Origin of the sequence: Paenibacillus sp. XY044, from assembly GCF_002257645.1 — a bacterium.
In the GTDB taxonomy this organism is placed as follows: Bacteria; Bacillota; Bacilli; order Paenibacillales; family Paenibacillaceae; genus Paenibacillus_AQ.
Window position 1 is genome coordinate 105,977 of sequence record NZ_NQMO01000001.1, and the last position, 16,422, is coordinate 122,398.

The following is a 16,422-nucleotide window of genomic DNA, read 5'->3' on the forward strand; positions in this document are numbered from 1 at the left end:
ATTAATATATTTGGTCAAAATAACGTAAGAAATCTCTTCATTAGATCAATATTATTATAATATAAACTCTAGGAGGGACGATACATGAAATTCACGGACGGTTACTGGATGATCCGGGAAGGCTACAACGTGCAAAATCCTGCGGATATCCGCGATATTACCCATACAAGCGACTCCATGACGGTTTTCGCGGCAACGAAGATCATTGCGACAAAGGGCGACACGCTGAACGGAACGCTTCTGAAGGCCGATTTCAGCTCCCCGATGCCGGATGTCATCCGCGTCAAGCTGTTTCATCATAAAGGCAAGGTAAATAAAGGACCTGCGTTCGAATTGTTCCCAAGCGATACCGACGTGCAAATTTCGGTAGACGAGGAAACCGCGGTGCTGACCAGCGGCCAACTGAGCGTTCAAGTCAACCGCAAGCAGGGCTGGAACGTTGATTTCAATTATGCCGGCAAGCGGATTACCGGCAGCGGCTGGAGAGCGCCTGCCTATATTCAGGATCCGGATAAAAAAGCGTACTACCGCGAGCAGCTTGACTTGGGCGTGGGCGAATACATCTACGGCCTTGGCGAACGCTTCACCCCGTTTGTGAAAAATGGCCAGGTGGTCGAAATCTGGAACGAGGACGGGGGGACAAGCAGCGAGCAGTCGTACAAGAACATTCCTTTTTACCTGTCCAACAAAGGCTATGGCGTGTTCGTCAACCATCCGGAAAAGGTATCCTACGAGATTGCTTCTGAAAACGTATCCAGGGTGCAGTTCAGTGTCGAAGGCGAATATCTGGAATACTTCATTATCGGCGGCGCCACGCCGAAGGACGTGCTGGACAACTACACGAAGCTGACGGGTAAGCCTGCGCTTCCGCCGGCCTGGACGTTCGGTCTGTGGCTGACGACATCCTTTACGACGGATTACGATGAAGCAACCGTCAACCATTTCGTGGACGGCATGGCCGAGCGCGATCTGCCGCTGTCCGTTTTCCATTTCGACTGCTTCTGGATGAAGGAATACCAGTGGTGCGATTTTGAATGGGACAAGGATATGTTCCCGGATCCGGAAGGCATGCTGAGACGGCTGAAAGACAAGGGACTGAAAATCTGTGCCTGGATCAACCCGTACATTGCGGAAAAATCGTATTTGTTCAATGAGGGCATGGAGAACGGTTACCTGGTGAAAACGCCAGACGGTTCCGTGTGGCAGTGGGATTTGTGGCAGGCCGGCATGGGTCTGGTGGACTTCACGAATCCCGATGCGGTGAAATGGTACAAGAGCAAGCTAGAAGTGCTGATCGACCAGGGCGTCGACTGCTTTAAAACCGACTTCGGTGAAAGAATCCCGACCAACGTCGTCTATTTCGACGGATCCGATCCGCAGAAAATGCACAACTACTATACCTTCCTGTACAACAAGGCGGTATTTGAAGTGCTGGAAGACAAGCTGGGCAAAGGGGAAGCGGCTCTGTTCGCCCGTTCGGCCACGGTCGGCGGCCAGCAGTTCCCGGTTCACTGGGGCGGCGACTGCTCCGCGACGTACGAATCGATGGCGGAGACCGTCCGCGGCGGCCTGTCGCTAGGCCTGTCCGGCTTCGGCTTCTGGAGCCATGACATCAGCGGTTTTGAAAATACGGCTCCGCCGGATATTTACAAGCGCTGGGTGCAGTTTGGCCTGCTCTCATCCCACAGCCGCCTGCACGGCAGCACGTCGTACCGGGTGCCTTGGCTGTTTGACGAAGAGGCGGTCGACGTGGTGCGCAAGTTTACGAAGCTGAAATGCAGCATTATGCCTTACCTGTACAACTCGGCGGTGGAATCCACGGAACGCGGACTGCCGATGATGAGAGCGATGATGCTGGAATATCCGCAGGATCCGACCTGCTTCACGCTGGACACGCAGTACATGCTGGGGGATTCGATTCTGGTGGCGCCGATCTTCAATAAAGAAGGCGACGTTCAGTACTACCTGCCGGAAGGCAAGTGGACGAACTACCTGACAGGCGAGGTGCTGGAAGGAAACCGCTGGTACAGCGAGAACCATGGATACATGACCCTGCCGATGATGATCAAGCCGAACACCCTTCTTGCGGTAGGCAAGGAAGATGGCAGACCGGACTACGATTATGCCGACGGCGTCTCGCTGCATCTGTTCGAGCTCGGCGACGGTGCTGCGGCGCAGGCCGACCTCGTGAATACGCTGGCCGAACAAGAACTCAGCGTAACGGCATCCCGCAGCGGCAATGTCATTGAAGTGAAGGCCTCGGGTGCTGGCAAGCCCTGGACGTTTGTGCTCCGCGGCATCGGTGAAGTGGCGTCCGTGGATCAGGGAACGGCGGCAAGCGGCGAACACGGCGCAGTTATTACACCTGCTGCCGGCGCTTCTTCCGTCACCATCACGTTAAAGTAACCGGCTGCTGAAAGCAGCTTGTGGATTGAAACCGGACCGCAGGTACTGCGGTCCGTTCTTTGTATTCATGTCATGGGACATAACGGGGCGGTCTGTCCCTGTTTACTTCATCAATCTGTACATACTAAGGAGGCTCTACCGATGCAGACATCCTTTACATCTTTACCTTTTTGGGATCACAGCCTTCCACTGGAGGAGCGGGTGGCCGATCTCGTCTCCCGTCTGACCACGGAGGAAAAGATAGCGCTGATACCTACCCGGCAGGCCGCCGTGGAGCGTTTGGGCATCCCGGCTTATAACGTGGGCGGGGAAGCTGCCCATGGCGTCGCCTGGATCGGCGAAGCCACGGTGTTCCCGCAGCCCATTGGGCTGGCTTGCAGCTGGGATGAGGCGTTGATGCAGAAAGTCGGTTCGGCCATCGGGGATGAAGCGCGAGTGTTTCACCACCGGCACCCGCAGCGGCACGGCCTGACCTTGTGGGCTCCAACCGTGGATTTGGAGCGCGACCCGAGATGGGGACGGACCGAGGAAGCCTACGGGGAAGATCCGCATTTAACGGGCAAACTGGCTTCATCGCTGGTTCGCGGGATGCAGGGCGACCATCCGTTTTACCTGAAGATGGTGGCGACCTTGAAGCATTTTTTTGCCAACAATAACGAAGTGGACCGGCTGACGTTCTCCTCCAGCATCGATCCGCGCAACATGCATGAATATTATTTGAAAGCTTTTGAAAAGCCGTTTACCGAAGGCGGCGCTTACTCCATGATGACGGCATACAACTCGATCAACGGTACCCCGGCGATTGAAAGCCCTTACGTCAAGCGGTTTGTCAAAGGCGAGTGGAAAATGCCCGGGTTTATCGTGTGCGATGGTGGCGACCTGTCCCAGACGGTCGACTATCACAAGTATCATCAAACCCACGCCCAGTCCGTGGCGGGGGCGCTCAAGGCCGGCGTCGACTGCTTGACTGACGAAGTGGATCTGGTCATCGGAGCCGTCCGGGAAGCGTTGGGGCAAGGGCTTATCGCTGAAGCGGATCTGGATCTGGCCATTCGCAACATTTTCAGAGTGCGGATGAAGCTGGGGCAGTTTGATCCGCCTGAGCTGAATCCTTACGCTTCCATTCCGAAAGAGGCGCTGATGTCGCCGGACCACGCGGAACTGTCGCTTCAGGCGGCTAAGAAATCCGTAGTTCTGCTGAAAAATGAAGGGAACCTGCTTCCCCTGGACAAGAAACGGAAAGTATCCGTGATTGGACCGCTCGGCAATGCCGTCTATACGGATTGGTACAGCGGAACGCTTCCTTATGCCGTCACGCCTTATCAGGGTATTGCCGCCAAATTGCCGGAACAGGTCGTTCCGTATGCCGACGGTGATGATGTCGTCAAGCTCAAGCAGGCAGGCAATGGATGGAGCGTCGTGCCGGGTGCGGATTCGGATCGGCTGCTGACGACGGTGCCGCAGGGAGAACGGGAAGAAGACCAGCTGTTCCGCCACAGGGACTGGGGATACGGCAGCCATACGTTTCAATCGGTGAACAGTGGTTTGTATGTGACCGAAGACGAGAACCATATGCTGCGGGCTTCTTCGGAGCGGATATGGGGCTGGTTCGTCAAAGAAGTGCTGCGTCTCGGCGACCGGAAAGACGGCACCTTTGCTTTGAAAACCTGGAACGACCGTTATGTCGGAGTAGTGACGGACGAGTGGGGACAGGCTGTTCTTCAAAGCGAGGAAGACACATCGGCGGACGAAGCGCAGCCTTTTGCCAAAGAAACCGTCAAGGATGGACTGGATGAAGCGGTTCGAATAGCGAAAGAAAGTGATACGGCCATCGTCATCATCGGCAACAATCCGTTCGTCAACGGCAAAGAAGAGGTGGACCGCCCGGGAATCGGGCTCCCTGAGGCCCAGGGCAGACTGGTCCGGGAAGTTTGCCGGGCCAATCCGCGAACGGTCGTCGTCATCGTGGGCAGTTATCCGTTTGCGCTCGGCGACATCGCCGACATCGCTCCAGCGATCCTGTTCACTTCCCATGCCGGACAGGAGCTCGGCAATGCGCTCGCCGACGTGCTGTTCGGCGACGAGAACCCGGGCGGGCGTTTGAATATGACCTGGTATGAAAGCGAAGACCAGCTGCCTGATTTTCTGGACTACGACATTATCAAGGGCCGCCGCACCTATATGTACTTTGAAGGCAAGCCGTTGTATCCTTTCGGACATGGCCTTTCGTATACAGACTTTAAATACAGCGATCTTTCGCTTGTATCCGCTGAGGTTCAGGCCGGCGGCTTGATTCAGGCCAGCGTGCAGGTGACTAATACGGGAAGCGTCACTGGCGATGAAGTGGTACAGTTGTATGTTAAAAGCGGATCATCGCGCGTGAAGATGCCTAGAAAACAGCTGCAAGGGTTTAAGCGCATCACGCTTGCTCCCGGGGAGAGCCAAACGGTCAGCTTTGAGCTGCCGGTCTCGGAGCTTGCGGTATGGGACGTAACTCGCGACCGGTTCTGCGTCCAATCCGGCACGTATGAGCTCATGGTGGGAGCCTCCTCCGATGACATCCGGCTTGCGTCGGTTATTCGGGTCGACGGGGAAACGATTCCTAACCGGGATCTCAGCCTGACTACGTTTGCCGAAAATTACGACGATTATGAAGGCATCGTTCTGGATGAATGCCTGGAGGGAAGAACTGCGGTCCGGACAGCTCAAGGAAAGCAGGGGTGGATTGCTTTTCATGATGCGGAATTCAATAGGGAGGCGTACAGTGCGCTGCTGCGGGTTAGCGGGGGAACGAATGGCGGGGGCATCTCGATCCGAATCGGATCGCCGGAAGGAATGGATACCGCCAAATTGGCGGTTCAAGCCGGAGATTCCCAGCGCTTCGACAACGCCGCGGTTTCGGTACGGATCCCATCCGGGGTTCATTCCATTTATTTGTGCCTGGAAGGCACTGTCCGCATCAGCCGATTTTCTTTTGAGCCGGGGCAGAATCTTTAAGTCGAGTCAGCGGGATGGAATTACCATGCCTGAACTGGGAGCGCATGCATATCCATGGATGAAAAGAACCACAATATAACGTGATTATCATCGAACGTAAAGGTGGTCTCGTCATGGAAGACAAAAAATGGGATCTGGTGGCGCTTGCCTCGATACCGCTCATTATGACGCTTGGCAACTCCATGTTAATTCCCATTTTGCCGGAGATATCGCAAAAGCTTCACGTCGGCGCTTTTCAGGTCAGTATGCTGATCACGGTGTTTGGCGTTGTGGCGATCCTGCTGATTCCGATTGCCGGGTATTTATCAGACCGGTTCGGACGCAAAACCGTCATTATTCCCAGCTTGATCATTGCCGCAGCGGGAGGAGCGATTTCGGGGGCAGCCGCCTGGTGGACGAGCGGAGGCACCGCGTACTGGATCATTCTCGGGGGCAGGTTCCTGCAAGGCATCGGGGCAGCGGGGGCTTTCCCCATCGTGCTTCCGCTTGTGGGCGATATGTTTGATGATGAAGACGATGTCAGCAAAAGCTTGGGGATCATTGAAACCTCGAATACATTCGGCAAGGTGGTCAGTCCGATTCTCGGTTCTGCGCTGGCTCTGATGGTGTGGTTTCTTCCTTTTCTCGCGATTCCCGTTCTCTGCATCATTTCGTTGATCATGGTAGCTTTTTTAGTGAAGACCCCAAAGAAGAAAAACGAGAACAAAACTTCAATCAAAGATTTTTTGTCGGACACCAAAGATATTTTGCATGAAAAAGGCCGATGGTTGTATGCCATTTTCGCGATTGGCGGAATCAGCATGTTCATAACGTTCGGCGTGCTGTTTTATTTGTCGGAGACGCTGGAGAGCAAGTACGGCATGCATGGAATCGTGAAAGGTCTGGTACTCGCAATACCACTCGCGGTGTTATGCCTCGCATCGTTTATCGCCGGCAAAGTGATCGGCAAAAACAAAAAGCGGATGAAATGGACCGGTTTTGCGGGCATGGTGCTGCTGACAGCCGGTCTGGTCATCGCGGGATTCAGCAGCCAGATCGTTTTTCTCATAACATTCTTCGCAATCAGTGGAGCAGGCATCGGCACCGCGCTTCCATGCATGGATGCCCTGATCACGGAAGGCATTGAACAAAAACAGCGCGGAACGATCACCTCCCTGTACAGCAGCATGAGGTACATCGGGGTGTCGCTTGGCCCGCCGGTCGTATCCCTGCTGATGAAAAGCTCCCACTGGATTCTCTTCGGGACGATGGCGGTGGTGGGGGCGATTGGCGTCCTGCTTACGCTGCTGGCCGTGAAACCGAAGGAAAACACGAGCAAACCGGAGGATTCGAGCCGCAGAACCCGGGGCACGGGACGGCGGGGAATCGGGATGAGAAGAAGGATAAGGGCGCGCTGAGGAACCGGTTGAAATTTTTAAAATTAAATAGGGTTCATGCCTGGCGAAGCAAACGCGGCGGGTTCGAAAAATGTTTGGATTTTTCGGATCTGCTGCGTTTTTATTTGTCTTTACATAAAAAAGGGGTATAAAAGCAAAGGTTAATCTGCTATAATCAAACCAATACAAATATAAACAAACAAAAACAAAGAACTTATTGGAGGTCGTCCTTACAATGGTACAAAATCGATGGAATTCCGATGAAGCTTCCCGGCAGAAAGCCGGCGTCGACCAGCTGGTGTACCGGTCCAATCTGATCGGCAGTGACCGCAGCGTATGCAACTGGGGCGGAGGCAATACGTCGCTCAAGACGGTGGAGCAGGATTTTCGCGGCCGTGACGTGGAGGTCATGTGGGTAAAAGGGAGCGGTTCGGACCTGGCCACGATGAAGGCGCAGCATTTTACCGGCCTGCGGATTGAAGATATTCGTCCTTTGATCGAGCGTGACGAAATGTCGGATGAGGAGATGGTGGCTTACCTGTCGCACTGCATGATCGACAGCAAGCATCCGAGAGCATCGATCGAGACGCTGCTGCACGCGTTCCTTCCGTATCCGCATGTCGACCATACCCATCCGGATGCGATTATCAGCTTGTGCTGCGCGGATAACGGCAAAGAAATCGCCGAAGAGATCTACGGGGATTCCTTCGTATGGGTGCCGTATATCCGTCCAGGATTTACGCTGTCGAAAATGATCGCCGAAGGCGTCCGGAACAATCCGAATGCACAGCTGGTGCTGATGGAGAAGCACGGTCTGGTGACATGGGGCCAGACGTCCGAGGAATCCTACAACCAGACGATCGCCATGATCCAAAAAGCGGAAGCGTATATTGCCGCAAAGGTACAGGAGGACGAGGTTTTCGGCGGGCAAAAGAACGCGCCTTTGGCGCCGGAGAAGCGCAAATCCCTACTGTCCGAAGTGCTGCCTGTCATTCGCGGAGCGGTCAGCGACAGCAAAAAAATGATCGTTACTTACGACGATGCCGAAGACGTGCTGGAGTTCGTGAACAGCCGTGACGCGAAGGAACTCTCCCAGGTGGGAGCAGCCTGTCCGGATCACCTGGTGCATACGAAGCGGGTTCCGCTGTATATCGACTGGGATCCGGCAAGCGGTGATGTCGAATCCCTCAAAGCGGCGGTGCGTCAAGGGGTCGAAGCGTATAAGGAAGAATACAAAGCCTATTTTGAACGGAACAAAAACGACGGAGATGTCATGTCCGAAGCGGCTCCGCGCGTCATCCTCATTCCGGGGATCGGCATGGTCAACACCGGCAAGAGCCTGGATATGGCGGGAGTCAGCGGCGCGCTGTACCACCGGGCGATCGCGGTCATGAAAGGTTCTACGGCGCTGGGACAATTCGTATCCTTAAGCGAGAACGAATCCTACAACGTGGAATATTGGCCGCTTGAGCTTTACAAGCTGTCCTTGGCACCGGCGGAAGCGGAGTTCTCCCGCAAGGTCGCCTTCATTACCGGCGGCGCAGGCGGCATCGGCAGCGAAACGGCGCGCCGCTTCGTGTCGGAAGGAGCTCATGTCGTTCTGGCCGACCTGAACCTGGAAGGCGCGGAGAAGGTAGCAGCCGAAATCAACGCCCAGTACGGTGCAGGCCGGGCTAAGGCCGTGAAGATGGACGTGACCCAGGAGGACATGGTCAGGGATGCCCTAGCCGAAACGGCATTGACCTATGGCGGCGTGGACATCATCGTCAACAATGCCGGTCTGGCGACCTCGAGTCCGTTTGACGAAACCTCCCTGAAGGAATGGAATCTGAACATCAACGTCCTCGGCACGGGTTACTTCCTTGTGGCCAGAGAAGCGTTCAAGCAGATGAAGGAGCAGGGAATCGGCGGCAGCATGGTTTTTGTCGGCTCCAAAAATTCGGTCTATGCCGGCAAGAACGTTACGGCTTACAGTTCCGTCAAGGCGCTGGAAGCCCACCTGGCCCGCTGCATTGCGGCTGAGGGCGGAGAATACGGCATCCGTGTCAACACGATTCTGCCGGATGCGATTCTGCAGGGATCGGCCATCTGGAACTCCAACTGGCGGAACGAACGGGCCGCTGCCTACGGCATCGAGCCTGATCAGCTGGAAGAGCATTACCGCAAGAGAACGACGCTGCTGGTCAACATTTATCCGAAGGATGTGGCCGAAGGGATCGCCTACTTCGCCTCTTCCAAGTCGGAGAAGACGACCGGCTGCATGCTGACGATCGACGGCGGCGTACCGGCGGCATTTACCCGGTAGGCAAGCGGTTTTACGGGAAACTGGCGCAGATTGAACGTCTGATAAGGGGAGCAGGATCCGGCTGAACAAGCATGTTTGGCAGGGGCCGCTCCCTCTCTTGCCATAACACACGGCAGACACCGGCGGATTGCCGGCGCCCTGTCAGACATTTTGAATGTTAAACCGCAAAGGAGGTACTACACCGTGAAGGTTTCGCTATTCATTACCTGCATCAGCGACGCGCTGTTTCCGCCCATCGGTGAAGCGATGGCCCGTTTGCTGGCGCGGTACGGCGTCCGGCTTGATTTTCCGCAAGTACAGACCTGCTGCGGCCAGCCGGCCTTTAACAGCGGCTATTGGGATGAAGCCAGAGCTTCGGCGCGGACGATTTTGGAAGCGTTTGACGACAGCGATTTTGTGATCGCCCCTTCGGGCTCCTGCACCGGCATGATCCATCATTATTACCCCAAGCTGTTTGAACATGAGCCTCTGTTTCTGGAGAAAGCGCTGGCACTTAAGGAGAAGACCTACGAGTTCACGCAATTTCTCGTCCAGGTGCTGGGTGTAACGGATGTGGGGGCCGTTTTCCCCCATAGAGTCACCTATCATCCATCCTGCCACGGCTCACGGCTGCTCGGGATCAAAGACGAGCCGATGCAGCTGATGGCCAGCGTGCAGGGTATGGAGCTGATTCCGCTTCCTTATGCGGAAGACTGCTGCGGCTTCGGCGGGACGTTCGCCATCAAAATGAGCGACATTTCGGGAGCAATGGTCGAGGAGAAAACCCAGCATGTGCTGGAAACGGAGGCCGAGGTGCTGGTCGGGCTGGACATGGGCTGCCTGCTCAACATCGGCGGCAATCTGCATTTTCAGGGCAAGCCGGTCCGGGTCATGCATCTGGCTGAACTGCTGTATGAGGGAGTGATGCATCGTGAGCAAGCCGCAGGGGTCTAGCGTAAAGGAACGGGCGGAGACCGCTCTGAAGGACGAATTTCTCGTCAATGCCGTCAAGTTTACGACCGAAAAGCTGAAGAACGGGAAGAAAGCGGCGACGGCGGAACACGGTAACTGGGAAGAGTGGAGGGAGCGGGGCAGGCAGATCCGGGCCCATACCATCGCCCACCTCGACTACTATTTGAACCAGTTTGTGGATAATGCCCGGGCGCAGGGAGTACATGTGCATTTTGCCCCCGAGGCGAAGGACGCCGCCCGAATCGCTGTTGAGATTGCCAAGCACAAGCAGGCCAAGTCGGTCGTCAAGTCCAAATCGATGGTTTCCGAGGAAGTGCATATCAACGAAGCGTTTGAGGGCATCGGCATCGAATCCATTGAAAGCGATCTGGGTGAATACATCATCCAGCTGGCGAACGAACCGCCTTCCCATATCATTATTCCGGCCATTCATAAAAACCGCTATCAAATCGCCGAGCTGCTGTCGAAGGAAGCCGGAGAGACGCTGGCGCCGGACACGAAAATATTGGCCGGATTCGCAAGGCGTAAGCTCCGCGACAAGTTTCTGGAAGCCGACATCGGGTTAACCGGGGCCAACTTCGGGATTGCTGAGAGCGGATCGATCGTCATTTTTGAAAACGAGGGCAACGCCCGCATGGTGAGCACGGTACCGAAAACGCAAATTACGCTGATGGGGATGGAGCGGCTTATTCCGACCTGGGATGACCTCGAAGTGATGGCGACGCTCCTGCCGCGCTCGGCGACCGGCCAGAAGCTGACCGTGTACATGTCGGGCATCACCGGACCGCGCCGGACGGCGGATGGAGACGGCCCGGAAGAGATGCACCTGATCATCGTCGACAACGGCCGCTCGCTGCAGCTCGGCGATCCGGATTTCCAGGAGCTCTTGAACTGCATCCGCTGCGGGGCATGTCTGAATGCCTGCCCGGTGTACCGCCATATCGGGGGACATTCGTATCCCGGAACGTACAGCGGGCCGATCGGCGCGGTGCTGACGCCGGCGCTGAACAAGAATGCCGAGGAGTGGCAGGACATCGCGAACGCCTCCAGTCTATGCGGCGCCTGCTATGAAGCCTGTCCGGTCAAGATTCCGCTGCACGACATGCTCGTCTATTTGCGCAACCGGAAGGTGGAGCGGGGGTATACCGCAGCCGGCGAGAAGCTGGCGATGAAGGGCTTCAAGATGCTGATGAAGAGTTCCGGCCGCTTTAAGCAGGCGGTGAAGCTCGGCCAGACGGGCCAGAAGCTGCTGGTCCGGGACGGATATATCCGCTCCCAAATCGGTCCGCTTAAGGGTTGGACGGCATACCGGCACATTCCGGCGCTGCCTAGCAGATCGTTCCGGGAACGCTGGCCGCAGCTGGACGCCGAGGTCGGGGCCAGCCTCCCGCCGATGTCTGAGGCGATGAAGTCCCGCATGGAAAGCATCGTCGCGGGCCGGAAGGAAAGGGGGATGAAGCGATGAGCACATCCGATCCGTCATTTTTGGCGAAAATGGAGCAGGAATCGCGTGAGCAGCAGAAGCGGTTCATCGGTCATATTGCCAGCCGCCTCGGGCATGGGGGCGCGGCGGATTCCCGCAAGCCGGAGCACCCGTATCGGGGCGCACCGGATTTTTGGAACCGCTACGAGCTGACTCAGGAAGAGCGGATCGACCGCTTTATGGCGAACTGGCGCGCCGCCGGCGGCCATACCGAGCGCATTACCGGCTGGGAGGACTTGTCCGGTGTCGTGATCCGGATTCTGCAGGAGCACGGGGCGCAGTCCACGATCCGCCACGATCTCCCCGAGTTGGCTGAGCTCCGGCTGGAACAGCATTTGCCGGAGCTTGCGCATCGGGTATGGAACGGACGGGAGGCGGACGACTCTCTAACTGCTGCGGCCTATACGGATGCGGGGATTGCGCTCGTGGACGACGCCGTGGCATATACCGGCTCGCTGGTGGTCACGTCTTCGGCAGAGAAAGGCCGGTCCGTGTCCCTCCTGCCCAACCTGCTGATCGCCATCGTTCCTGCGGAACGCATGAAGACGCGGCTCGGCGAGGTTATGGGCCGCCTGCCCCTCAGCGCCGAGGGTGGGCTGCCGGCAGGAGTGCATTTCATCTCGGGGCCGAGCCGCTCTTCGGACATCGAGAACGACCTGACCATCGGCGTTCACGGACCGGGGATCGCCTACGCTTTGATTGTCGGATAATCCGAATCCGGAGACTCCCCGCTTATAGGGGGCAAGTGGATGACACGTTGTCCGGGAACAGGCAAATCTATATAATGGGTGTACGATAGAACGAAAGAGGGAAGCTATGTTAGTTGCGGAACGTTATGATACCATCGTGCGGCTGGTCAATGAGCGCGGCAGCATCCGGGTATCCGAGCTGAGCGAGCTGTGCGGCGTAACCGAAGAGACGATTCGCCGTGATCTGGACCGACTGGAGCAGCAGGGCAAGCTGCGGCGGAGCCATGGCGGAGCCGTTAGCGTTAAGGAGACCCAGGCGGAGACCCCGTATTTCGAGCGGGAGGTCATCCATCAGGACGAGAAGAAGCGGATTGCCGAAGAAGCGGTGCGGCGGATCGAGCCGCGCGACCGCATCGCCCTTGATGCCAGCTCGACGGCGTGGTATATGGCTTCGATCCTGCCGGACATTCCTTTGACCGTGGTCACCAACTCCATCAAGGTAGCCCTGGAGCTGTCCTCGAAGGAGAAGATCGAGGTCATTTCGACGGGCGGCATGCTGGCAGCCCATTCGCTGTCCTATGTCGGCCCGCTCGCCGAACGCGGCCTGGAATCCTATTATGTGGATAAGGCGTTTATTTCCTGCAAGGGCGTGCATTTGGACCGGGGGATCAGCGAATCGAACGAGCTGCAGGCGATGGTCAAGCACCGGATGATCCGGCAAGCGAAGTCCGTGTACATCCTGGCCGATGCGAGCAAAATCGGCGTGCAGGCGTTTACCCATCTGGCCGATTGGTCCGAAGTGGATGTGCTGATCACTGACGGCCATGCCGATGAGAAGGACGTGTCGCTGCTCCGGGAGAAATCGATCGAGCTGATCATTGCGGGGTAGACGTCCATTTAAGAATGCAGGAAGATTCATTGACTTGCATATGACGAAACCTCCCGCGAAGGCTGGAAAACAGCTTTCGCGGGAGGTTTTTTTAGTTGGGAGCAAGCACTTTTTTGTTCATCATGCCAGCTCGATATGCAGTGGATTCAGCACCAAACCGACCACTCCTGCCGACGGGACGACCAACTCTTGCAAACCTTCATTCAGCTCTACGGTTTGTGAGCGCACGGTTTGCCCGCAGCAGTCTTTGATCTCCATCGCATAGCTTCCCGGGAATGAACAGGAGAAACGGAGGTACAATCGATTCCCTGGCGTGCCATTTACTATGATGAGTCGTTCGGAAGGGTGATCCAGCTCTACGACGGTCTCGGAGTATACGGCGATGATCGTTTTGTTCCTGCTGATGGCCGTGACTATAGGATACAGCAGTTCCGGATGAAATGGCTGGAGTTTTCCATGCAGCAGCACATCCCGGTGATCGCGGCAAAAGCCGACCCAAAACCGGAGCATGGCCAGATGCCGGTCTCCGATCCGGTCCAAGCGAACCGAAATTTGCGGTACGGCAAACATGACGTGGATCATCTGCATCGCCGCATTTTCCGCCGTATCCTGGGGATTGAACATGATCATGTCGGAATGGACCGCCGTGTGGCCCGAAAGAAGACGCAGATCCAGCGTACGGACACGGTTCTGAATAAAATCGTTCGGGCAATCATTCGCTCGGAACATATTTCCGTATGTTCGCATAAGCGGCCCGATATACGTTTGACGGAATTCGATCAGAATATCGGGCTTGAGCGCTTTGAGCCGGCCCATGACGTCGGACAGCAGGCGGTCGACGGCCTCGGGGACGGACGCGTAATCTCCACCGTTTCCGTGAGCGGACACACCTGGCAAGCCCGCCGTGAGGCGGAAACTGTCCACGAAATCGAGCTTGAGCCCGTCAATGTTCCAGTTGGTTACCGCTTGCTCGTATACCCGGATCAAATACTCCCGCACTTCCGGAATTCGGGGGTCCAGAATCCCGGCATTCAGATTGTCGTCGATGCCGAGGAGCTTGTCCGCAAATTGGTCCCATACTTTGCTGTGCTTTCCGACAAACGGGACGGAGTACCACAGCATGTACTTCATACCCAGGTCCTGAATGGCGGCGACATGCGCCCCCATATCCGGGAATTTATCCGCGCAAACCTCCCAGTCTCCGGTATACGCATACCCACGGCTGTTATCTTCGGTTTGCCAGCCGTCGTCCACGATGATCGTATCGCATCCGAGTTCTTTGGCCAGCCTGGCCTGCTCCTCCAGCGCATCTGCCGTGATGTCCTGATGATAGGCATACCAGGTGGAGTAGACAGGATCCAGCGCCTCCGCCGGAGGCGGGGAAGGCGTCATTCCAGGCTGCCGAGCCCACCACTGGACAACCTCCTCCAGAGCCTCGTAATAAGGAACGTCACGCTGGTCAATCCGAAGTGTGGCTTCATACTCACCCTTCATCAATACCGGCTCTTCGAACAGCGTGATCGAGCAGAGGAACGTCGAATCCTCTTCGTGAATCCCTGCCTTGACCGTCAAATGATTCAGCGCATCGGTAAACGCAAAGGTTATCCGGTTTCTTCCTTCCCCATTAAACAGGGCGGCAACGGGAGCCGAAGAGGTACTTCTTGATGTAAATCCCTCGCCCCAGTCGATCTGAAAAGCTTTGTTCCGGTCGCTTCCCGGGTGCCACATCGAGTGGATATCTATGGCCGGCAGGGACCACTCCAGCCGACAGGCGGGGGGCTGTGTTCCAGCTGCAGCCCGCAGCTTCAAATGAATCAGCCATACGCTGTCTTCCACGATTTCGATGTGCTGCGAGACATCGAAAAATTGCCTCGTATCATGAAACGTGACGATCGGGGATGAAGCGTTCATCAAATTTTTCATAAACTCCTCCTGCGCATTCAAGCCGAATTTAGTCGTATCATTCCAACAATAGTATAGAATTTACGAAACGTATAGTAAACAACAAAATTCAAACAGTATCATGTGGAATGCGCTTATGCACTGAAGCAGCTTAGAAACTACGGTTTCATGTTTTTTTATTAGAGTATTGTCAAGGCCGATGTTCTCTGTTATATTGAAAAACGAAAAACATCTCAGGATTTTGTTTAGTAAACAAAAGACGTTTCGTTTGGCAAATGGTCTGTAAGGTACTAAAATAACAGTAAGGGGTGTTTCCCAAAAAATGTAACGGAAAAGGTGATTGGTGTTGGCAAATATTCGTGATGTTGCAAGTTTGGCAGGGGTGTCTCCTTCCACGGTTTCCCGCGTGTTAAACGGTGATCCGTCTTTATCGGTGCTGGAAGAAACGAGAAGAAAAATCATTTCCGCCGCGGAACAGCTGCAGTATAACATGGCTTCCAAACGTGCGGTCAGCAAGTCCATGCCGTTAAAAGATTACAAAATCGGTCTGGTTACTTTTTGTTCCGAACAATTCGAAAGTGAAGATCCATATTATTTGTCCATCCGGATGCAAATCGAGAAGGAATTCAACCAGATGGGGCTGCATATTACCCGGACGATCCGCTGGGTCAATCATGAATCTTATGAAAGCCTGTCCGGCCTCGACGGCCTGATCGTGATCGGCAAATTTGAATTTGACCCTTACAATTTGTTCTTTAACCGGATCCAAAATATCGTGTTCGTGGATTATTCTCCGGACGAGGACCGCTTTGATTCCGTCGTTGTCGATTTCAATAAAGTGACCACGACGGCGCTGGATCACTTGACAGGCCTTGGATATACCAAAATCGGTCTGATCAGCTCCCGCGATTTTATCAACCGGTTCGGTTCCAGCACGGGGATCGATTCCATCGACCAGCGCCAAAGCAGTTTTGAAGCTTACATGAAAAATAAAAACTTATATATGCCGGAGCATGTCCATATCGGCAGCAATTTCTCCATGTCGTCCGGATATCAGCTGATGAAGGACGCCATTAAAAAGGGGAAACTGCCGGAAGCTTTCTTGATCGGATCGGATCCCATGGCCATCGCGGCAAGCAGAGCGTTAAAGGAGGCGGGCGTGAAAGTGCCGATGGATGTGGCGCTCGTCGGGATTGACGATATCGAGATGGCTGCTTATATGGACCCGCCGCTGACTACGGTCAAAATTTATACCGAACAGATGGGTCAAACCGCCGTGAAAATGCTGCTGGAAAGGATTGGCGGCAGGGAGGTTCCGCTTAAAGTGGTACTTCCGTCCAAGTTAATCGTAAGAAGCTCATGCGGCGCTGGCCGATTTCCCAAAACGGCTGTCCAGAAATAGGACAGACAGAGGGAGCGAAAGA

10 protein-coding genes are annotated in these 16,422 nt (G+C 55.4%); 9 read left to right on the forward strand and 1 reads right to left on the reverse strand.

Features of this window, described 5'->3' with window-relative positions:
• Positions 1-84: 84 nt before the first annotated feature.
• From yicI to CJP46_RS00515, 8 genes are all read left to right on the forward strand, one after another.
• Positions 85-2,406 (forward strand): alpha-xylosidase, encoded by a 2,322-nt coding sequence (yicI, locus tag CJP46_RS00480; protein WP_094593660.1) that lies wholly within the window; start codon positions 85-87, stop codon positions 2,404-2,406.
• A 141-nt stretch (positions 2,407-2,547) separates the two neighbouring features.
• Positions 2,548-5,403 carry a glycoside hydrolase family 3 protein gene (locus CJP46_RS00485; RefSeq protein WP_094593661.1) on the forward strand — a complete coding sequence of 952 codons (2,856 nt, stop codon included), beginning with the start codon at positions 2,548-2,550 and terminating at the stop codon, positions 5,401-5,403.
• Between the two features lie 113 nt (positions 5,404-5,516).
• Positions 5,517-6,800, forward strand: coding sequence for a bacillibactin exporter BcbE (gene bcbE / locus CJP46_RS00490; protein WP_094593662.1), 1,284 nt, complete (start codon positions 5,517-5,519; stop codon positions 6,798-6,800).
• 214 nt (positions 6,801-7,014) lie between these two features.
• Positions 7,015-9,084, forward strand: coding sequence for a bifunctional aldolase/short-chain dehydrogenase (locus CJP46_RS00495; RefSeq protein ID WP_094593663.1), 2,070 nt, complete (start codon positions 7,015-7,017; stop codon positions 9,082-9,084).
• 183 nt (positions 9,085-9,267) lie between these two features.
• Entirely contained in the window at positions 9,268-10,017 is a 750-nt protein-coding gene (locus CJP46_RS00500; RefSeq protein WP_094593664.1) for a (Fe-S)-binding protein, read from the forward strand.
• Positions 9,995-11,500: a LutB/LldF family L-lactate oxidation iron-sulfur protein gene (locus CJP46_RS00505; RefSeq protein WP_094593665.1), complete on the forward strand. Its 1,506-nt coding sequence runs from the start codon at positions 9,995-9,997 to the stop codon at positions 11,498-11,500. Before CJP46_RS00500 ends, CJP46_RS00505 begins: the two co-directional genes overlap by 23 nt.
• Positions 11,497-12,228, forward strand: coding sequence for a LutC/YkgG family protein (locus tag CJP46_RS00510; RefSeq protein ID WP_094593666.1), 732 nt, complete (start codon positions 11,497-11,499; stop codon positions 12,226-12,228). The genes CJP46_RS00505 and CJP46_RS00510 overlap by 4 nt, the downstream gene beginning before the upstream one ends.
• A 106-nt stretch (positions 12,229-12,334) precedes the next feature.
• A complete protein-coding gene (locus tag CJP46_RS00515) occupies positions 12,335-13,096 on the forward strand; it encodes a DeoR/GlpR family DNA-binding transcription regulator (RefSeq protein ID WP_094593667.1) in 762 nt (253 codons plus the stop codon).
• A 120-nt stretch (positions 13,097-13,216) separates the two neighbouring features.
• Here CJP46_RS00515 and CJP46_RS00520 read toward each other — a convergent pair whose 3' ends face one another.
• The gene (locus CJP46_RS00520) at positions 13,217-15,019 is read right to left on the reverse strand and encodes a glycoside hydrolase family 36 protein (RefSeq protein ID WP_094593668.1); all 1,803 of its coding nucleotides are present in this window, start codon (positions 15,017-15,019) and stop codon (positions 13,217-13,219) included.
• A gap of 325 nt (positions 15,020-15,344) precedes the next feature.
• Here CJP46_RS00520 and CJP46_RS00525 point away from each other — a divergent pair, with 325 nt between their 5' ends.
• Positions 15,345-16,400: a LacI family DNA-binding transcriptional regulator gene (locus CJP46_RS00525; protein WP_179280977.1), complete on the forward strand. Its 1,056-nt coding sequence runs from the start codon at positions 15,345-15,347 to the stop codon at positions 16,398-16,400.
• The last annotated feature ends 22 nt before the right edge of the window (positions 16,401-16,422 follow it).